Here is an 18,944-nt window from a genome sequence, read left to right on the forward strand (position 1 = left end):
GATGTCCGTGCGCGTCCGCGTTCCGGGCACCAGCGCCAATCTGGGCCCAGGTTTCGACTCGCTCGGCATCGCCGTCGACCTGTGGAACGAAGTCGAGGTCGTCCCGAACGACTCCGGCCGGTTCACGGTCGACGTGCAGGGCGCGGGGGCGAAGTGGCTGCCGCGCGACCGTCGCAACCTGCTCGTGCGCATTCTGCTGCAGACCACTGCGCAGCTCGGGGGCAGCCTCTCTGGGGCGCATCTGCGTGCTGTGAACGGTGTGCCGCAGTCGGGAGGGCTCGGATCGTCGGCATCGGCCGTGGTTGCCGGAGTCGCCGCGGCGCTCGCGCTGCACACCGGCGGGCAGCCCGACCGCGACGAGGTCTTCCGGCTGGCCAGCGCCTGCGAGGGGCACCCGGACAACGCGGCTCCGGCCGTCTACGGTGGTGCGACCATCGCCTACACCGATGCCGAGGGGCTCCCTCGCTGCGCCTCCATGACGGTCGACGAGAGCATCCATGCGGTACTGCTGGTGCCTGACTACACGACCAAGACGAGCGTCATGCGCATGCTCCAGCCAGAGAGCGTGCCGGTCGCCGACGCCGTGTTCAACCTGTCGCGTTCGGCGCTGCTGGTTCATGCTCTCGGCGAAGACCCGAGCCTGCTCTTCGAGGCGACCGAAGACCGCCTGCATCAGCCGTACCGTGCTCAGGCGATGCCGGCGACCGATCGCATGATCACCGATCTGCGCACGCAGGGGCATGCGGCTGCGCTGAGCGGGGCGGGGCCGACCGTGCTCGTGCTCGCGACCAGCTCGGCTGAGGCCGACGCCGTGGCAGCGGCGGATGGCCTGGTCGATTCCGCCTCGAATGACACGCCCGTGCGATGGAAGTCGCATCGGGTGGCGATCGCCGCTGAGGGTGCTACAGTAGAGCTGTGACTTTGAGAGCTGTGCTCTCGGTCATGATCCAGCGGCACCTCACGTTTTCTCAGATGTGTGCCCTTCTGTAATGACGATCGGGACCACCGATCGATGAATCTCCTTGGCCGAAACGGCAAGGCGAGAGGAAAACCTCCTGTGACTGATGTCAAGAACACCACCCAGACGCCGAAGCTGACCACCCTGCGCGTGGCAGAGCTGCAGAGCATCGCCGCAGAGCTGGGGCTCTCAGGCGTGAAGCTCCGCAAGAGCGAACTGATCTCAGCGATCACCGATCGCCGTGCCGAGCTGGCCGGCGCATCGACCGCTGAGCCGACCAACACCAGAGATACCGAGCCGGCCGCCGCAGCGAGCACGACCGAGCAGCCCGCAGCGGCCGCCGCCACAGCTGAGGCCGAGCCGGCCACCGCGGCCGCCGAGGCGCCGCAGACACGCCGTGCCAGCACGGGTCGCCGCTCGCGTCGGGCGACGCTGCCCACGACCGATGTGGCTGACGGCGTCAACGCCGAGGTCACCGTCGAGGTGCTCGACGCACCCGGCGCTCAGGCCGAGCAGAGCACGGCCGAGACACCGCGCACCGAGGCGCGCGCCCCGCGTCGTGCCAGCTCGAAGCAGACCGCCGCTCGACATGCCGACAGCGGCCAGAGCAGCGCCGCGCGCGACGAGGTCGCCGCAGATGCGACGGCTCAGAGTGACGAGCCGGCTGAGAACGCACAGACCGAGACACCGCAGGCAGGTGAGCAGCGCGAATCGAAGCGCGGTCGCCGCAGCGAGCAGCGCACTGACGCAGAGAACACCTCAGCAGAGTCGAACGGCGAGAGCGCTGATGGCGAGACCGAGGGCCACGAGGGCCGTAATGAGCACCGCGAAGGGCGTCGCAGCCGTGGGCGCGGGCGTGGCCGTGGGCGTGACAACGACCGTCAGAACGACACCGAGTCGGCTGAGGGCAAAGACGCCAAAGACGAGAACAACGATCGCAGCGACAAGAACGATCGCAGCGACAAGAACGACAAGAATGACAAGCACGACCGCCACGAGAAGGGCGACCGTCGCGAACGCGGTGAGAAGGGCGACGACAACTCGCGTCGCGACGATCACGACAACGACGAGCGTCGTGGCCGCAACCGCAACCGCAACCGCAACCGTGACCGCAAGCGTCGCGGCCGTGAAGACGAGCCCGAGTACACCGAGAACGACACCTTGATCCCGATCGCAGGTGTGCTCGAGGTGCTCGACAACTACGCGTTCGTGCGCACCAGCGGCTACCTGCCCGGCCCGAACGACGTGTACGTCTCGCTCGGACAGGTCAAGCGCTACGGTCTGCGCAAGGGCGACGCGGTCGTCGGCGCGATCAAAGAGCCTCGTGAGAACGAGAACAGCAGCCGTCAGAAGTACAACGCACTGGTCAAGCTCGACACCGTCAACGGTGCCACGGTCGAAGAGGCGCGTCAGCGCGTCGAGTTCTCGAAGCTCACGCCGCTGTACCCCCAAGAGCGTCTGCGCCTCGAGACCGAGCCGCAGAAGCTCACCGGTCGAGTCATCGATCTGGTCGCACCGATCGGCAAGGGTCAGCGTGGTCTGATCGTCGCACCGCCGAAGGCCGGCAAGACGATCATCATGCAGCAGATCGCCAACGCGATCACGGTGAACAACCCAGAGGTGCACCTCATGGTCGTGCTCGTCGACGAGCGCCCCGAAGAGGTCACCGACATGCAGCGCACGGTCAAGGGCGAGGTCATCGCCTCGACGTTCGACCGCCCCGCCGACGACCACACCACGGTCGCCGAGCTGGCCATCGAGCGGGCAAAGCGCCTGGTCGAGCTGGGTCATGACGTGGTCGTGCTGCTCGACTCGATCACCCGTCTGGGTCGTGCCTACAACCTGTCGACGCCGGCCTCGGGTCGCATCCTCTCTGGTGGTGTCGACGCGTCGGCGCTCTACCCGCCCAAGCGCTTCTTCGGTGCCGCGCGCAACATCGAGAACGGCGGCTCGCTGACGATCATCGCCTCGGCTCTGGTCGAGACCGGTTCGAAGATGGACGAAGTGATCTTCGAGGAGTTCAAGGGCACCGGCAACATGGAGCTTCGCCTGTCGCGTCAGCTGGCCGACAAGCGCATCTTCCCGGCCGTCGACGTCAACGCGTCGGGTACCCGTCGTGAAGAGCTGCTGCTGCCGGCCGACGAGCTCAAAATCGTCTGGAAGCTGCGTCGCGCACTGGGCGGCCTCGAACCGCAGCAGGCCATCGAGATCGTGTTCAACGGTCTGAAAGAGACCAAGTCGAACGTCGAGTTCCTGATGCGCATGCAGGCACATGACGTGCCCGGCCTGCGCCAGCGTTGAGCGAGGCCTCGACTGTGAGCTCGATGTTCGACTCCGTCGACAAACTGCTCGCCGAGCACGCTGATCTGCAGGTGCAGCTGGCCGACCCGGTGGTGCACACCAAGCCGGCGCTGGCCAAAAAGCTCAGCCGTCGGTACAACGAGCTCAATGCGATCAAGGTCGCCTACGAGCACTGGCGGCAGACTGACGAAGACCTCGAGGCCGCGCGTGAGCTGGCCAAAGAAGACGATTCGTTCGCCGAGGAGGTGCCCGGTCTTGAGACCGAGCTCACCGCGTCGGCCGAACGCCTGCGTCGACTGCTGATCCCGCGCGATCCCGATGACGGCCGTGACGTGATCATGGAGATCAAAGGCGGTGAGGGCGGCGAGGAGTCCGCCCTCTTCGCCGGCGACCTGCTGCGCATGTACATGCACTACGCCGAGAAAAAGGGGTGGAAGGTCGAGATGCTCGACTCCACCGAATCCGACCTCGGCGGGTACAAAGACGTCTCGGTGGCTATCAAGGGTCGTTCGAACAACCCGGCTGAGGGCGTCTGGGCGCACCTCAAGTACGAAGGCGGCGTGCACCGCGTGCAGCGTGTGCCGGTCACCGAGAGCCAGGGGCGCATCCACACCTCGACCACCGGTGTGCTGGTGTTTCCCGAGGTCGACGAGCCCGAAGAGGTGCAGATCAATCAGAACGATCTGCGCATCGACGTCTACCGTTCGTCCGGCCCTGGCGGTCAGTCGGTCAACACGACCGACTCGGCGGTGCGCATCACCCACCTGCCGACCGGCATCGTGGTGTCGATGCAGAACGAGAAGAGCCAGATTCAGAACCGTGACGCCGCCATGCGCGTGCTGCGGGCCCGCCTGCTCGCCAAACAGCAGGAAGAGCTCGACGCCGCAGCCAGCGAGCAGCGCCACAGCCAGATTCGCTCGATGGACCGTTCGGAGCGCATCCGCACCTACAACTTTCCAGAGAACCGCATTGCCGACCACCGCACCGGGTTCAAGGCCTACAACCTCGATCAGGTGATGAACGGCGAGCTCGATCCCGTGATCGAGTCAGCTGTGGCCGCCGACGAGACGCACCGTCTCGAGGCACTGGGGCAGTGACCGATCCGGCTGGCGGCAGCGAGGTGGGGCCGGTCGTCCTGCGGATGCTGCAGCGGCTGGCCGAGGCCGGTATCGGTCCGGCTCGGGCAGAGTCCCGACAGATCGTCGCGCACGTGCTCGATGTGAGTCTCGGCGACCTCAGCCTGGCCGAGCTCACCGGTCGACTCCGGGTGAGCGCCGAGCAGATGCACACCATCGAGACGCTGACCGAACGACGCGCGCGGCGCATCCCACTGCAGCATGTGCTCGGCAGGGCGCCCTTTCGCGCGCTCGATCTGTCAGTTGGGGAGGGCGTGTTCGTGCCGCGCCCAGAGACCGAGCTGCTGGTCGAACGCGCACTCGAGCTGCTGAGCGAGCGTCGTGCCGCCGAGCAGACATCCGACTCCGACGGTGACGACGCAGCCGCTGTCGACCCGGCCCTGACAGACGGCACTCGACGCGACGTCGCACCACGACGCCTCCGAGTCTTCGAAGCGGGCACCGGTTCGGCCGCGATCAGCCTCGCGATCGCCACTGAGCTGCCGCATACGCAGGTGCGCACCGTCGAACTCGAGACCGCCGCCGAAGCGTGGGCGCGGCGCAACATCGTCGCCTACACCGATGCCCTGGCAGCGGCCGACAGCGCCGTCGAACTCGTCGCCGGTGATGCGATCGCTGACCTCGCCGTCGCCTCCTCATCGCTCCTGCCAGCGCAGCCGCACCCACGGTCACGGGCACAGGCGGCAGCGCAGATGACGCCTGGCCAGCCCGTGGCAGAGTCAGCAGGCACGTTCGATCTGATCGTGTCGAACCCGCCGTACGTGCCGATGGGAGACATCCCGCTCGAGCCCGAGGCAAGAGCCGACCCCGACACGGCGCTCTACTCCGGCGCCGACGGTCTCGACTTCATCCGTGAGCTGGTCGCGCCCGCGTTCGCCGCGCTGCAGGCCGGAGGGAGCATCCTCTTGGAGCACACCGAGCAGCAGGGCTCGGACGTGCGCACGCTGCTCGAAACGGCGGGGTTCGAGGCAGCACAGACGCATCGTGACCTGACCGGTCGTGACCGATTCACCGAAGCCCGACACCCGTCGCGCCACTGAGCCGCTGATCGCACTCGGTCGCGAGTCGACACAGGGCACACGCAGACTCGGCGACTAGACTGCTACAGACACCCCGAGGAGATTTCGACATGAGCAGCGTGTTCGACTGCAACGACACTGAGCAGCTACTGACCGGAACGAGAGAGGCCCGCCGAGCCATCGGGCGCGGCCGACTGGTCGTGATGCCCACCGACACGGTCTACGGCATCGCCGCCGACGCCTTCTCTCCAGACGCGGTCAACGCGCTGCTCGAGGCGAAGGGGCGCACACGTCAGTCGCCGCCGCCGGTGCTGATTCCGAGCCTGAACAGCCTGCATGCTCTGGCCGAAGACGTGCCCGAGCCCATCGAACGGGCAGCTGAGAAGTTCTGGCCGGGCGCGCTCACCATCATTCTCAACGCACGCAGCAGCCTGAACTGGGATCTCGGCGACACGCAGGGCACGGTTGCGCTGCGCATTCCCGACGAGCCGGTTGCACTCGCCGTGCTCGAAGAGACGGGGCCCCTCGCGGTGTCCTCGGCGAATCGGCACAGCCAGCCGGCCGCGACCACGATCGACGACGCACAGCAGCAGCTCGGCGACAGCGTCGAGGTCTACCTCGACCATGGCACCAGTCACAGCGGACTCTCGTCGACCATCATCGATGCGACGCTCTTCGAGGTGAACGGCGCGGTGCGGATCGTGCGGCAGGGCGGCGTCACCCCTGAGCAGCTCGCCGAGGTGATCGGCGACGGCAAGGTGCTGACCGAGTGAAGGGCTATGCGCTGGTCGCGTTCGTCGCCGCCGTCGCGACGTGGGGGCTGACTTGGGCCGTGCTGCGCTTTGCGCTCCGCTTTCACATCTATCCCGCCATCAGAGCGCGAGATGTGCACACCCGCCCGACGCCCAGACTCGGGGGAGTGGCCATCTTCATCGGCATCATGCTGGGGCTGTTCACGGCGAGCCGCATTGAGTGGTTCAGCGAGGTGTTCAGACACCCGGGGCAGATGGTCGCCCTGGCGGCGGCCAGCCTGCTGATCGTCTTCATCGGGGTCTTCGACGATCTCTATGACATGGTCTGGTACGCCAAGCTGGCCGGGCAGTTTCTTGCGGCCGGCATCCTCACCTGGCAGGGGTTTCAGATCGTGTCGCTGCCGATCGGAGGCACGCTGATCGGCTCGGGAGCCGTCAGCGCGCTGCTCACCACGATTCTCATCGTGCTCACGATGAACGCCGTCAACTTCATCGACGGGCTCGACGGGCTGGTCGCCGGCGTCATCCTGCTCGCCTCAGGCGTGTTCTTCCTCTACGTCTATCTGCTGACGGTGCGCACCTCGCCGACCGACTACTTCAACCTCGCGACGCTGGTCGCCGCGCTGCTGATCGGCGGATGCGTCGGCTTTCTGCCCTGGAACTGGCACCCGGCCAAGATCTTCATGGGCGACTCCGGTGCGATGCTGCTGGGGATGCTGCTGGCGGTGAGCGCGATCTCGGTCACCGGTCAGATCGATCCGCAGACGCTCTCGGACTCAAGCGTCTGGCTGCCGCTGCTGGTGCCCGTCGTCGTGCTCTCACTGCCCTTCGTCGACTTCGCTCTGGCGGTCATCAGACGCGTGGGCGCGGGAAAGAGCCCGTTCAGCCCGGATCGCAAGCATCTGCACCATCGTCTGCTCGGTCTCGGTCACAACACGTACACTGCAGTGGCGGTGTTCTACAGCTGGACGATCGTGCTGTCCCTCTCATGCTTCCTGTTCATGGTGTGGCCCTGGCCGTTCGTCGTGGTCTTCGCCGTGATCGGCATCCTCTGCTGCATCGTGCTCACGTTCTGGCCGGTGCTGCAGCCCCAGCTGGGGTGGGGGCCGCCGATACCGAACGAACTGCAGCTGACGGCCAGACGCATCCGCAAGAAGGAGATCGCATGACCACCCCTGAAGACCGCGACGAGCAGATCGACCAGCAGAACGCATCCGCATTCGACGAGCATTTCATCGAAGACGGTGAAGAGCAGCCGGTGAAGCGACAGGCCGCACCCGGTCTGGTCAGCGTGCTTCGACTCTCGCTGCTGCTCACTGCGGTGCTCGCCGTGCTCGTCGCCATCGTCGGAGGCCTCATCGGGTGGTCGGTCGCCGGCTGGAACGGCGTGCTCAGCGCACTTGTCGGAGCTGCGCTCACCCTCGCCTTCGCCGCGATCACGGCCGGCAGCCTGTGGCTCGGATCCCGCCAGGGAGGCATCTCGTTTCTGGCCATCGTGCTCGGCGGCTGGATCGTCAAGATCATCGTGTTCATCGGGCTGCTCGCTCTGATCACCTCGGCACCGTTCATCGTGAAGGGCGTGCTCTTCGGATCGATCGTCGCCGCTGTGCTCGGCTCTCTCGCCGCAGACTCCTTCGCCGCAATGCGTGCAAAGGTGCCGTATGTCGACGATCCGCAGTGAGCCAGCCCCGCCCGAACTCACCCCAATCGCACAGTCGGTTCCGCACTCGCGGCCAGATGTTGCTAGTATGTCCCCTGGTGGTCTTGTCACTGGCCACCGAATCACTCAATACGCGCCGTGGCGAAGACTGCGGACATCGCTCAGGAGAATGATCTTTTGATTCACGCGCTGACCCAGCTGACAACGCCGACTCTCGCCGCTGACGGCGAGTTCCATGCACCGAGCATCAGCGAGTTCTTCCCCGAACCGATCTTCTTCGCGGGCACGCCGTTCGAGCTCAACCGCATCGCACTGATCCGCATCCTGGTGATGCTCGTGATCATCGCGCTGCTGTGGTTCGGAACTCGCAAGCTGAAGCTCGTTCCCGGTCGCGGTCAGGGCATGCTCGAGTTCGCATATGACTTCGTGCGGGTCAACATCGCCGAAGAGATGCTCGGCAAGAAAGACGGCAAGCGGTTCGTGCCGCTGCTGTTCACCATCTTCATCGTGGTGCTCGGCTTCAACATCACCGGCATCGTTCCCGGCCTGAACCTCGCGGCTTCGGCGACCATCGGCTTTCCGCTGGTCTTGGCCCTCGTCGCCTACATCGTCTTCATCTACGCAGGCATCAAGAAGCATGGCGCCGGGTATTTCAAGAACGCGCTGTTCCCGGCCGGAGTGCCCAAGGTGATGTACCTTCTGGTCACCCCGATCGAGTTTCTCTCGACTTTCGTCATCCGTCCGGTCTCACTGACCCTTCGACTTCTGATGAACATGGTCGCCGGCCACCTCATCCTGGTGCTGTGCTTCAGCGCCACCTGGTTCTTCCTGTTCAGCGCTGACGGCATTCTCAAGAGCTTCAGCGTCGTCACATTCGCCTTCGGCTTCGCGTTCACCCTCTTCGAGATCCTGGTCGCAGCCCTGCAGGCATACATCTTCACTCTTCTGACAACGGCCTACATTCAGTCGTCGCTGGCAGAAGAGCACTAAGCGGCCGGAAACCTCCGGCCACACTATGGAAGGAAACGAAAACCCGTGGATATCAACACACTCGCTGAGATTTCGGGCAACATCAACAGCGTCGGCTACGGCCTGGCAGCCATCGGCCCCGGTATCGGTATCGGCATCGCCGGCGGCAAGACCGTCGAGGCGATTGCTCGTCAGCCCGAACTCGCTGGCAAGCTGCAGACCACCTTCTTCCTGGCGGTGGCATTCACCGAGGCGCTGGCCCTCATCGGCCTCGCTGCGGGCTTCATCTTCCAGTAAGTCGACACCCACCTCAGACGTAAGGCACTAATATGGCTCAATTCGCGCTGACAGCAGGCGTACAGGCCGCCGAGGAAGAGCACAACATTCTTTTCCCCGCCGTCTACGACTGGTCGCTGTCGCTCATCATCTTCCTCGTCCTGCTCATCTTCGTGTGGAAGGTCATCGTACCCAAGCTGCAGAAGACGCTGGACGAGCGCTCAGAGAAGATCGAGGGTGGCATCCAGCAGGCGCAGAAGGCTCAGGAAGAGGCCGCGGCCGCACTGAACGCCTACAACGCGCAGCTGGCCGAAGCACGCGTCGAGGCTCAGAAGATTCGGGACGCCGCCCGATCAGAGGGTGCGCAGATCGTCGCCGAGCTCAAAGAGCAGGCGACGACCGAGGCTCAGCGAATCAGCGATCAGGCTCACGCTCAGATCGCTGCAGATCGCAAGACGGCCTTCGACCAGCTGAAGAGTGAGATCGGCGTGCTGTCGGTCGACCTCGCATCACAGGTCGTCGGTCAGTCGCTCGAAGACGACCAGAAGTCGAAGGCCGTCGTCGATCACTTCCTCGCTGACCTCGAGAAGTCGGAGGCCAAGTAGGCATGGGAAGCGCCACCGTACACTCACTCGAGCGGGCCGGAGAGATTCTGACCGTCGACACCCAGGTTCGTGGCCTGGACGCCGCAGAAGGAATCTTCGAGGTCGCCGACGCGCTGGGCGAGAGCGCTCAGCTTCGCGGACTCATCGCCGACCCCTCGACTGACGAACAGCTGCGTGTCGGTCTGATCACCCGGCTGTTCACCGGCAAAGTGGCGGATGTCGTGGTCGCATTCGTCGAGAAGACCGCCGCACTGCGCTGGTCGAGTGACGACGAGTTCGTCTCCTCGATCGAGGCTCTCGGCGAGACGGCGGTGGCGCTGACGGCTCAGCAGGAGGGCAATCTGGAACGCCTGGAAGACGAGCTCTTCCAGGTCGCCCAGGTGTTCGAAGGCAGCCGTGAGCTGCAGCTGAGTCTCTCACACCCGGGAGAGCACCCACAGGCTGAGCGCCAGCTCGTGGATCGGCTCTTCGGGCAGCAGACTCTGCCGGAGACGACGCTCTTGGTGACCCGTGCGGTCAGCAGCGTGCGCGGCAGCAAGGTCGCACGTCGACTTCATGAGATCGCCGAGCGGGTCTCAGCGGTCGCCGGCCGACAGGTCGCAGACGTGACCTCGGCGCGCCCGCTTTCCGAGCCGCAGCGAGCCGCTCTGGCTCAGGCGTTGCAGAACGAGGCGGGCGGCCCCGTTCACGTCAACGTGTCAGTCGACCCCGCCCTCGTCGGCGGCGTCGTCGTTCGTCTCGGCGACACCCTCATTGACTCATCGGCTCGCACGAAGCTGACACAGCTTCGACAGGCCATCGCGTAGTCGATTTCGACAGGTACTGAACAGGTGTAGATCGGGGCCGGCGGCCCCACCGAATGTAAGGAAGATGATGGCAGAAGTAGCAATCAGCCCCGAAGAGATCCGGGGTGCTCTCAAGGAATTCGCCGAGGGGTACCAGCCAGCCTCCTCGACGAAGGCCGAGGTGGGCTACGTACTCAGTGCCGCCGACGGCATCGCCCACGTCGAGGGCCTGCCGAGCGTGCAGGCCAACGAGCTGGTGCGCTTCGAGAACGGCGTGCTGGGCCTCGCCCAGAACCTCGACGAGCATGAGATCGGCGTCGTCGTGCTCGGCGAGTTCGTCGGCATCGCCGAAGGCCAGCGCGTCGAGCGCACCGGCGAGGTGCTCTCCGTGCCGGTCGGCGACGAGTTCCTCGGGCGAGTCATCGACCCGCTCGGCAACCCGATCGACGGTCTCGGCGAGATCAAGGCAGAGACCCGCCGCGAACTCGAGCTGCAGGCTCCGAACGTGATGAGCCGCAAGAGCGTCGACGAGCCGCTGCAGACCGGCATCAAGGCGATCGACGCCATGATCCCGATCGGTCGAGGCCAGCGTCAGCTGATCATCGGCGACCGCCAGACCGGCAAGACCGCGATCGCGATCGACACCATCATCAACCAGCGTAAGAACTGGGAGTCGGGCGATCCCAAGCAGCAGGTGCGCGCGATCTACGTCGCCATCGGCCAGAAGGGCTCGACCATCGCGAGCGTGAAGGCTGCGCTCGAGAAGGCCGGCGCGATGGAGTACACCACCATCGTCGCTTCGCCCGCGTCAGACCCGGCAGGCTTCAAGTACCTCTCGGCATACACCGGTTCTGCACTGAGCCAGCACTGGATGTACCAGGGCAAGCACACCGTCATCGTCTATGACGATCTGTCAAAGCAGGCTGAGGCCTACCGTGCCGTTTCGCTGCTGCTGCGTCGTCCGCCGGGCCGCGAGGCATACCCCGGCGACGTGTTCTACTTACACTCCCGCCTGCTGGAGCGTGCGGCCAAGCTCTCTGACGAACTTGGCGGCGGCTCGGTGACCGCACTGCCGATCATCGAGACCAAGGCGAACGACGTGTCGGCCTACATCCCGACGAACGTGATCTCGATCACCGACGGCCAGATCTTCCTCCAGTCCGACCTCTTCAACGCCAACCAGCGTCCTGCCATCGACGTCGGCATCTCGGTGTCTCGAGTCGGCGGCGACGCTCAGCGCAAGCACATCAAGAAGGTCTCGGGAACGCTCAAGCTCGAGCTCGCCTCGTACCGTGACCTCGAGGCCTTCGCGATGTTCGCGTCAGACCTCGACGCCGCGTCGAAGCAGCAGCTGAATCGTGGTGCGCGCCTGACGGAGCTTCTCAAGCAGCCGCAGTACTCGCCGTACCCGGTCGAAGACCAGGTCGTGTCGATCTGGCTGGGCACCACCGGCAAGCTCGACGACGTTTCAGTCGAGAACGTGCTGCGCTTCGAGGGCGAGTTCCTCGACTACCTGAAGCGCAACACTGACGTTCTCGACGTGCTGCGCGAGTCGGGCAAGCTCGAAGACGAGACCAAGGCGAAGCTCGAGTCGGCTGTGACGGAGTTCAAGAAGAACTTCGTCGAGTCAGATGTGCAGGGGCTCTCGGCTCCGGGCGCAGAAGACGACGCCGCGCTTGACGCGAGCAAGGTCGGTCAGGCCAAGCTCGTCAAGCAGAGCAAGTAGTCGAGAGACGAGGGAGTAACACATGGGAGCGCAGCTTCGCGTCTACAAGCAGAAGATCAAGTCTGCTCAGACGACTAAGAAGATCACCCGCGCCATGGAGCTCATCGCAGCCTCCCGCATTCAGAAGGCTCAGCAGCGCACCGACGCCGCCCGACCGTACGACGAGGCAATCACTCGCGCGGTCGGTGCGGTGGCGGCGCTGTCGGGAGACATCGATCATCCGCTGCTGCGCGAGCGGGAGCAGATCCGCCGCAGCGCGGTCGTCGTGTTCACTTCTGACCGCGGTCTGGCCGGTGCCTTCTCCTCAGCGATCCTGAAAGAGACAGACCGTCTCGCCAACATGCTTCGGCAGAACGGGCGTGAGGTCGACTTCTACCTGATCGGGCGCAAGGCGGTCGGCTACTTCCAGTTCCGTGATCGCGAGTTCGTGCGCAGCTGGACGGGTGACACCGACAAGCCGAGCACCGAGGTCGCTCATGAGATCGGCACCGCAGTGGTCGACTCCTACCTCAAGGGTGGGGCAGAGGGCGGCGTGGACGAGATTCATCTGGTCTACACGAAGTTCCTCAACCGGGTCTCGCAGACTCCAGACGTGCTGCGGCTGCTGCCGCTCGAGCTCGTCGACGCGGGTGCGGATCCAGCCGAGAAGCGCGAAGAGCCGCTCTACGAGTTCGAGCCGGATCCCGACGAGGTGCTCAGCCTGCTGCTGCCGCGCTACATCGGATCACGTATCTACCATGCGCGACTTGAATCCGCAGCTAGCGAGCACGCCAGTCGCCAGAAGGCCATGAAGTCGGCCTCTGACAACGCTGACAAGCTCATCCGCACCTACTCGACGTTGATGAACAACGCTCGACAGGCCGAGATCACCCAGCAGATCAGTGAGATCGTCGGTGGCGCCGACGCCCTCGCCAACTAGACGACGACACAGAAGAGAAGAGAGACATGGCAACTGCATCAAGCACCCAGACGCCGGCGGCCGAGGCCACCGGTAACGTCGGGCGCATCGTGCGAGTGACCGGCCCGGTGGTCGACATCGAGTTCGCTCACGACGCGCTGCCCCCGATCAACAACGCTCTGAGCACCGAGGTCACCGTCGGCGCCGAGACGTACACGATCACCTTCGAGGTTGCTCAGCACCTCGGCGACGATCTCGTGCGCGCCATCGCGCTGAAGCCGACTGACGGCCTCGTGCGCGGCCAGGTCGTGTTCGACTCCGGTTCACCGATCACGGTGCCGGTCGGCGACGCGACCAAGGGCCACGTGTTCAACGTGACCGGCGACGTGCTCAACGCAGCCGAGGGCGAAGACATCACCTTCGAGAAGCGTTGGTCAATCCACCGCGAGCCCCCGCGTTTCGACCAGCTCGAGTCGAAGACCCAGATGTTCCAGACGGGCATCAAGGTCATCGACCTGCTGACTCCCTACGTGCAGGGCGGCAAGATCGGTCTGTTCGGTGGTGCCGGTGTCGGCAAGACCGTGCTGATCCAGGAGATGATCGCTCGTGTGGCCAAAGACCACGACGGCGTTTCGGTCTTCGCCGGTGTCGGCGAGCGTACCCGTGAGGGCAACGACCTGATCCACGAGATGGACGACGCAGGGGTGCTCGACAAGACCGCCCTCGTCTTCGGCCAGATGGATGAGCCGCCGGGCGTGCGTCTTCGCGTCGCGCTTTCTGCCCTGACCATGGCGGAGTACTTCCGCGATGAGCAGGCCCAGGACGTCCTGCTGTTCATCGACAACATCTTCCGTTTCACTCAGGCCGGTTCCGAGGTCTCGACCCTGCTGGGTCGCATGCCTTCGGCCGTGGGCTACCAGCCCAACCTGGCTGACGAGATGGGTCTGCTGCAGGAGCGCATCACCTCGACGCGTGGTCACTCGATCACGTCGCTGCAGGCGATCTACGTTCCCGCAGACGACTACACCGACCCGGCCCCGGCGACGACGTTCGCGCACCTCGATGCGACGACGAATCTGACCCGTGACCTGGCCAGCCGTGGTCTGTACCCCGCTGTCGATCCGCTCGCTTCGACCTCGCGCATCCTCGATGCGCAGTATGTCGGTCAGGAGCACTACGACGTGGCCATCCGCGTCAAGCAGATCCTGCAGAAGAACAAGGAACTCCAGGAGATCATCGCCATCCTCGGTGTCGACGAGCTCTCTGAAGAAGACAAGATCGTGGTCGAGCGCGCACGTCGCATCGAGCAGTTCCTGTCGCAGAACACCTACACCGCCGTGAAGTTCACGGGCGTCGAGGGTTCGACCGTGCCGATCAAAGACACGATCGAGGGCTTCCGCGCCATCGCCGACGGCGAGGTGGACAACATCCCGGTGCAGGCCTTCTACAACGTCGGCCCGCTCGACGATGTGTTCCGCAAGTGGGATCAGATCAAGAAGGAACTCGGAGAGTAAACCATGGCTCAGTCATTCGACGTCGAGATCGTCTCGGCAGAGCAGCTCATCTGGTCTGGCCGTGCCACGCAGATCACCGCCCGCACCATCGAGGGCGAGATCGGCGTTCTGGCTGGCCACGAGCCTCTGCTGGCCGTGCTGGGCGATGGCCCCGTTCGAGTGACCTTGGAAGACGGCAAGACGGTCGAGGCGACCGCCGCTGACGGCTTCCTCTCGGTCGAGCGCCACGCTGTGCGAGTCGTCGCTCGCGTGGCCGAGCTCGCTGCCTGAGCTCACCGGCCGGAGCCGAGTGCTCTGCTCTGATGTGTCTGAAGGGCGTCCACCTCTGGGTGGGCGCCCTTCTTGCTGCTGTGTTGCAGGTGCCGGGCTGCGGCCACGGACTGCACCGTGGCCATAGCTGATCCGCGCCCAGCCGCCGAGTGCACCTGCCGCACGGTTCGCTGGGCCGGCACGGCTCATTCGGGACGGCACGGTTCGCTCGGGCCGGCACGGCTCGCTCGGGACTGCCACGGTTCGCTCGAAATCAAGCGAATCCGAGCGAACCGTAGTCATCTGGAGCGAACCGTGTTGCTCACCCAGAAATTTGCACCGACGAGGAGACCACGAGGCATGTCGATGAGGCAAGACGCAGCACCCAGCATTCCGTCTGTCGGCCAGGCCGACGCAGAGCTTCCCGAAGCCCACACTGCTGCCTCTCAGAGGCGCAGAGCCGGCATCATGCTGCTGCTGCCGCCGAGCGAGACCAAGTCCACGGGCGGCAGCGGGCTCGCGCTCGACACGGCACGACTCTCGTTCGCGTCAGAACTCACGGCTGCACGCAGACAGACGATCGGCTGGCTGACTCAGCTCTGCCGAGATCCCGATGCGGCGGCGCAGGCGCTGCGCCTGACTGCGCGCCAGGCCCGCTCACTCGAAGACGATCGCGACCTTGCCGAGGCAGCCACGAAACCTGCCCTGCAGCGCTACACCGGCGTGCTCTATGACGCGATCGGTGAGCAGACGCTGACCCCACAGATGCGCGCTTGGCTCAGTGACCACGTCTTGGTGCAGTCCGCGCTTTTCGGGCTGATCTCGCTCGGTGACGAGATCCCGGCCTACCGGCTTTCCGCCGGCACTCGAAAGTCGGTCTACGACTTGAGCGCCGTCTGGCACGAGCCGTGCGCGGCCGTGCTGCACCGCCTGCTCGCAGACGGTGCGACTGTAATCGACCTGCGCTCCAAGGCCTACGCGGCGCTCGCACCTCTGCCGAAGCATCCGCGCGCCCACGTCGTCGAGGTCGTGGTGCGCGACGAAGACGGGCGGCATCGGCCGCTGAATCACTTCAACAAGAAGTCGAAGGGCGCGTTCACCCGGGCTCTGGCCGAGTGCGCCGAAGAGCGTGCGGCGGAGGCGATGGGAGCCGAGAGCGATCAGTCACTGCTGGTCTCGGCGGCCGATCGTATCGGGGCGCGACTCATCTGTGGCGGTGAGGGCGCAGACTGGCTGCTGGAGATCAGGGAAGAGTGAGACCGGCCCAGCATCGTCTGAGGACGACCTGTGGAGCGCCTCTCACCGAAAGATCGCGAAACTGTATGCGCCGCCAGGCCGAACGTGCGCTCAGAGCGGCTGGATCTGCGATTCGATCTGGCGATTCAGCTCGGCGACGATCGGGCAGCTGGCGCAGCCGATCCAGACCTTGAACTCGCTCGGGTCGTCGAAGTCGGGCGCGGTCAGGAACTCGCTGCGCCACAGATCGATGGCCTGCGCGAGGGCTTCGCCATGCGCGTCGTCGCGAGTGGGAATCCAGTGCACGCTCACGCGTGTCGGCCCGTGCAGAACGACGGGCTCGGAGTGTTCGGGCGAGTATTCGATGAAGACCTGGCCATGGGCACGCTGGGGCAGAGCTGACAGCATGAGCTGGATCACAGCGAGGTCGCTGTCGTCTCCGGCGATCATGAAGCGCCGTGACTGCGAAGGATGCCACGCTGACGCTGAATACTCGATACTCATAACGACCACAGTCTAGGTTAGGTGACCCTCAAAAGGGAAGACTCGCTGTGAAGAGAGCGTGTTGAGCGGGATCCATGCATGATCAGGGGTGATCATCTGCTGAATATCAGCGTCGGTTCGCGTGCGACTGCGCCCGTCGACAGGCTGATCTGGGCGATCACCCGTAGACTGAGACAGGTGTCTGTCTTCGCCGGAGGCTTGGCCGCCGCGCCTGAGACATCTCTAATCCCACTGGGAAAGGCAATCGATGACCCTGATTGGCGCTGCACAAGGCAGCTTCGAGACGAGACTGTCAGACGGCAGCCGGCTGCGTGCCCGCTGGGGGGCGCTGACCGACACGGGCCTGCTGCGTCAGCGGAACGAAGACAGTGTGGTCGCGACCGAAGCGGTGCTCGCCGTCGCCGACGGCATGGGCGGGCACGAAGCCGGCGACCGGGCATCGGCAGCCATCGTCGAAGAGCTTTCGCAGCTCGAGCGTGATCCTCAGCCACAAGACATCTATGCGGCGCTGCGACGCGCCAGCGAAGACGTCGAGCAGATCTCGGCCGCATCGGGTGGGCAGTCAGGTTCGACGGTCACCGGTGTGGCGTTCGACGTGGTCAAAGACGAGCCCGGCTGGCTCGTCTTCAACATCGGCGACTCGCGCACCTACGGCTTCTACGAAGGGCAGCTGCGTCAGGTCACGCATGACCATTCGGTCGTGCAGGGGCTGGTCGACAGCGGGCAGATCAGCGAGAAAGACGCCGAACGCCACCCGGCGCGCAACTCGATCACGCGCGCCATCGGCTTCGGCATGGATCCGCGGCCCGACTTCTGGCATCTCAACCTCGTGCCTCAGGTGCGGCTGTTGGTGTGCTCCGACGGCCTCACGAAAGAGGTCTCGAACGAACGCATCGAAGAGATTCTGCGTGACAACGACGAAGCGTTCGTCGCCGCAGAGCGGCTCGTCGAGCAGGCCCTCGAGAACGGCGGGCGCGACAACGTCTCGGTGATCGTCGTCGACTCCACTGTCACCGCGCCGTCTGCGGCATCGGACGAGGATCAGACGACAGAGCCGACATCGGGTGCCGAGCCTCAGGCACAGCCTGAGACGCCACAGGCAACGGAGGAAGTCTCACTGGCCGAGAGCGTCGAGAGGCGAGGCGACGGCGCCGAATGAGCCGCAGAGTCATCATTCTGGGCGCGACCGGGTCGATCGGCAGACAGGCGTCGGAGCTGATCGCTGCTACTGATCGGTTCGAGGTCGTCGGCCTTGCCGCAGGCCATGACACCACAGCTCTTCGCGACCTGGCCCGGCGTCACGGCTGTCGTGATCTCGCCGTCGCCGAACCGAGCGTCGACGAGCGCGAAGCCGGTCGCGTCGACCCGTCGGTCACGATTCGCCATGGTGCGGATGCCGCCGTGCGGCTGGTGCGCGAGGTGACGGCCGACGTGGTGCTGAACGCCATCGACGGCGCAGCGGGTCTGGCGGCGACACTGGCCGTGCTGCGCTGCGGCGCGACGCTGGCGTTGGCCAACAAGGAGAGCCTGGTCATCGGCGGCGACCTGGTCGCGGCGGCGGCCGCACCCGGGCAGATCGTGCCCGTCGACTCCGAACACTCCGCGATCGCCCAGTGCCTGCGCGCCGGCAGCCGTCGCGAGGTCTCGCGACTCGTGCTCACCGCATCCGGCGGCCCGTTCCGGGGGCGCAGCAGAGCCGAACTCGAAGACGTGACGCCGCAGCAGGCACTGCGGCACCCCACCTGGAACATGGGATCGCTGGTGACCGTCAACTCGGCGACGATGGTGAACAAAGGCCTCGAGATCATCGAGGCCCACTACCTCTTCGACATGCCGTACGAACGCATCGACGCCGTGGTGCATCCACAGTCGATCGTGCACTCGATGGTGCAGTTCGTCGACGGTGCGACGGTCGCACAGCTCTCGCCGCCAGACATGCGACTGCCGATCAGCATGGCGCTCGACTGGCCGCACCGGCTTGCCGACGCAGTGCCCGCCGTCGACTGGTCGCAGGTGCAGCAGTGGTCGTTCGAGCCGATCGATCACGACGCGTTTCCGGCGGTACGCGTCGCGAAGCAGGTGGGGGAGCGCGCCGGCACCTGGCCGGCGGTCTTCAACGCCGCCAACGAGGTCATGGTGGCCGAGTTCCTCGCCGGTCGCATCGGCTTCGCCACGATCGTCGACGGCATCTCCCGGGTGCTCGAACAGTGGCGTCAGCCGGATGCCGAGCTCACGGTCGAGGCCGTGCTCGCCGCGGATCGGTGGGCACGACGGGCAGCGCATGCCGTCGCCGCCGGCGTCGGTGCACCCACCTTCGGCGAGGTCTGAGCACGTCTCGAATCGTCAGCTCGCTCAC

The 18,944-nt window shown here is 65.3% G+C and carries 19 protein-coding genes; 18 read left to right on the forward strand and 1 reads right to left on the reverse strand.

What is annotated here, in order from left to right:
* The first annotated feature begins 1 nt into the window (after position 1).
* The 16 genes from thrB (at position 2) to F8O07_RS04395 (ending at position 16,105) form a co-directional block, all read left to right on the forward strand.
* On the forward strand, positions 2-919 hold the full coding sequence (gene thrB, locus F8O07_RS04320) for a homoserine kinase (protein WP_158030899.1): 918 nt from the start codon (positions 2-4) through the stop codon (positions 917-919).
* A 93-nt stretch (positions 920-1,012) separates the two neighbouring features.
* Entirely contained in the window at positions 1,013-3,259 is a 2,247-nt protein-coding gene (rho, locus tag F8O07_RS04325) for a transcription termination factor Rho (RefSeq protein ID WP_158030900.1), read from the forward strand.
* Between the two features lie 23 nt (positions 3,260-3,282).
* Positions 3,283-4,356, forward strand: a complete 1,074-nt coding sequence (gene prfA / locus F8O07_RS04330; RefSeq protein ID WP_158030901.1) for a peptide chain release factor 1 — start codon at positions 3,283-3,285, stop codon at positions 4,354-4,356.
* Positions 4,353-5,435 (forward strand): N5-glutamine methyltransferase family protein, encoded by a 1,083-nt coding sequence (locus F8O07_RS04335; protein ID WP_158030902.1) that lies wholly within the window; start codon positions 4,353-4,355, stop codon positions 5,433-5,435. The genes prfA and F8O07_RS04335 overlap by 4 nt, the downstream gene beginning before the upstream one ends.
* A gap of 89 nt (positions 5,436-5,524) precedes the next feature.
* Complete coding sequence (locus F8O07_RS04340; protein ID WP_158030903.1) at positions 5,525-6,187, forward strand: L-threonylcarbamoyladenylate synthase; 663 nt, start codon at positions 5,525-5,527, stop codon at positions 6,185-6,187.
* Entirely contained in the window at positions 6,184-7,335 is a 1,152-nt protein-coding gene (locus F8O07_RS04345) for an MraY family glycosyltransferase (protein ID WP_158030904.1), read from the forward strand. The genes F8O07_RS04340 and F8O07_RS04345 overlap by 4 nt, the downstream gene beginning before the upstream one ends.
* Positions 7,332-7,847, forward strand: coding sequence for a hypothetical protein (locus F8O07_RS04350; protein ID WP_158030905.1), 516 nt, complete (start codon positions 7,332-7,334; stop codon positions 7,845-7,847). Before F8O07_RS04345 ends, F8O07_RS04350 begins: the two co-directional genes overlap by 4 nt.
* Positions 7,848-7,964: 117 nt before the next feature.
* A complete protein-coding gene (gene atpB / locus F8O07_RS04355) occupies positions 7,965-8,816 on the forward strand; it encodes a F0F1 ATP synthase subunit A (protein ID WP_412973466.1) in 852 nt (283 codons plus the stop codon).
* Positions 8,817-8,861: 45 nt separating this feature from the next.
* A complete protein-coding gene (gene atpE, locus F8O07_RS04360) occupies positions 8,862-9,092 on the forward strand; it encodes an ATP synthase F0 subunit C (protein ID WP_158030906.1) in 231 nt (76 codons plus the stop codon).
* 32 nt (positions 9,093-9,124) lie between these two features.
* Positions 9,125-9,676, forward strand: a complete 552-nt coding sequence (locus F8O07_RS04365; RefSeq protein ID WP_158030907.1) for a F0F1 ATP synthase subunit B — start codon at positions 9,125-9,127, stop codon at positions 9,674-9,676.
* Positions 9,677-9,678: 2 nt separating this feature from the next.
* Complete coding sequence (locus F8O07_RS04370) at positions 9,679-10,482, forward strand: F0F1 ATP synthase subunit delta (RefSeq protein WP_158030908.1); 804 nt, start codon at positions 9,679-9,681, stop codon at positions 10,480-10,482.
* Between the two features lie 67 nt (positions 10,483-10,549).
* The gene (gene atpA / locus F8O07_RS04375) at positions 10,550-12,187 is read left to right on the forward strand and encodes a F0F1 ATP synthase subunit alpha (RefSeq protein WP_158030909.1); all 1,638 of its coding nucleotides are present in this window, start codon (positions 10,550-10,552) and stop codon (positions 12,185-12,187) included.
* A gap of 22 nt (positions 12,188-12,209) precedes the next feature.
* On the forward strand, positions 12,210-13,106 hold the full coding sequence (locus F8O07_RS04380; RefSeq protein WP_158030910.1) for a F0F1 ATP synthase subunit gamma: 897 nt from the start codon (positions 12,210-12,212) through the stop codon (positions 13,104-13,106).
* Between the two features lie 26 nt (positions 13,107-13,132).
* Positions 13,133-14,599 (forward strand): F0F1 ATP synthase subunit beta, encoded by a 1,467-nt coding sequence (atpD, locus tag F8O07_RS04385; RefSeq protein ID WP_158030911.1) that lies wholly within the window; start codon positions 13,133-13,135, stop codon positions 14,597-14,599.
* Between the two features lie 3 nt (positions 14,600-14,602).
* Positions 14,603-14,869 carry a F0F1 ATP synthase subunit epsilon gene (locus tag F8O07_RS04390; protein ID WP_158030912.1) on the forward strand — a complete coding sequence of 89 codons (267 nt, stop codon included), beginning with the start codon at positions 14,603-14,605 and terminating at the stop codon, positions 14,867-14,869.
* 345 nt (positions 14,870-15,214) lie between these two features.
* Positions 15,215-16,105 (forward strand): YaaA family protein, encoded by an 891-nt coding sequence (locus F8O07_RS04395; protein WP_192496633.1) that lies wholly within the window; start codon positions 15,215-15,217, stop codon positions 16,103-16,105.
* Positions 16,106-16,195: 90 nt separating this feature from the next.
* Here the strand turns inward: F8O07_RS04395 and F8O07_RS04400 are convergent, their stop codons facing one another.
* Positions 16,196-16,588 (reverse strand): SIP domain-containing protein, encoded by a 393-nt coding sequence (locus F8O07_RS04400; protein WP_158030914.1) that lies wholly within the window; start codon positions 16,586-16,588, stop codon positions 16,196-16,198.
* Between the two features lie 247 nt (positions 16,589-16,835).
* Here F8O07_RS04400 and F8O07_RS04405 point away from each other — a divergent pair, with 247 nt between their 5' ends.
* On the forward strand, positions 16,836-17,747 hold the full coding sequence (locus F8O07_RS04405) for a PP2C family protein-serine/threonine phosphatase (RefSeq protein ID WP_158030915.1): 912 nt from the start codon (positions 16,836-16,838) through the stop codon (positions 17,745-17,747).
* Positions 17,744-18,916, forward strand: a complete 1,173-nt coding sequence (gene dxr / locus F8O07_RS04410; RefSeq protein WP_158030916.1) for a 1-deoxy-D-xylulose-5-phosphate reductoisomerase — start codon at positions 17,744-17,746, stop codon at positions 18,914-18,916. The genes F8O07_RS04405 and dxr overlap by 4 nt, the downstream gene beginning before the upstream one ends.
* Positions 18,917-18,944 lie beyond the last annotated feature (28 nt).

The organism is Pseudoclavibacter sp. CFCC 13796, from assembly GCF_008831185.1.
In the GTDB taxonomy this organism is placed as follows: Bacteria; Actinomycetota; Actinomycetes; order Actinomycetales; family Microbacteriaceae; genus Pseudoclavibacter_A.

Excerpts from the sequence above, each read along its gene's own strand:
- rho (WP_158030900.1), top strand. The coding sequence starts at position 1,013 with ATGAATCTCCTTGGCCGAAACGGCAAGGCGAGAGGAAAACCTCCTGTG.
- atpD (WP_158030911.1), top strand. The coding sequence starts at position 13,133 with ATGGCAACTGCATCAAGCACCCAGACGCCGGCGGCCGAGGCCACCGGT.
- F8O07_RS04365 (WP_158030907.1), top strand. The coding sequence starts at position 9,125 with ATGGCTCAATTCGCGCTGACAGCAGGCGTACAGGCCGCCGAGGAAGAG.
- atpA (WP_158030909.1), top strand. The coding sequence starts at position 10,550 with ATGGCAGAAGTAGCAATCAGCCCCGAAGAGATCCGGGGTGCTCTCAAG.
- thrB (WP_158030899.1), top strand. The coding sequence starts at position 2 with ATGTCCGTGCGCGTCCGCGTTCCGGGCACCAGCGCCAATCTGGGCCCA.
- F8O07_RS04390 (WP_158030912.1), top strand. The coding sequence starts at position 14,603 with ATGGCTCAGTCATTCGACGTCGAGATCGTCTCGGCAGAGCAGCTCATC.
- dxr (WP_158030916.1), top strand. The coding sequence starts at position 17,744 with ATGAGCCGCAGAGTCATCATTCTGGGCGCGACCGGGTCGATCGGCAGA.
- prfA (WP_158030901.1), top strand. The coding sequence starts at position 3,283 with ATGTTCGACTCCGTCGACAAACTGCTCGCCGAGCACGCTGATCTGCAG.
- F8O07_RS04340 (WP_158030903.1), top strand. The coding sequence starts at position 5,525 with ATGAGCAGCGTGTTCGACTGCAACGACACTGAGCAGCTACTGACCGGA.
- F8O07_RS04395 (WP_192496633.1), top strand. The coding sequence starts at position 15,215 with ATGAGGCAAGACGCAGCACCCAGCATTCCGTCTGTCGGCCAGGCCGAC.
- F8O07_RS04350 (WP_158030905.1), top strand. The coding sequence starts at position 7,332 with ATGACCACCCCTGAAGACCGCGACGAGCAGATCGACCAGCAGAACGCA.
- F8O07_RS04370 (WP_158030908.1), top strand. The coding sequence starts at position 9,679 with ATGGGAAGCGCCACCGTACACTCACTCGAGCGGGCCGGAGAGATTCTG.
- F8O07_RS04400 (WP_158030914.1), bottom strand. The coding sequence starts at position 16,588 with ATGAGTATCGAGTATTCAGCGTCAGCGTGGCATCCTTCGCAGTCACGG.
- F8O07_RS04405 (WP_158030915.1), top strand. The coding sequence starts at position 16,836 with ATGACCCTGATTGGCGCTGCACAAGGCAGCTTCGAGACGAGACTGTCA.
- F8O07_RS04380 (WP_158030910.1), top strand. The coding sequence starts at position 12,210 with ATGGGAGCGCAGCTTCGCGTCTACAAGCAGAAGATCAAGTCTGCTCAG.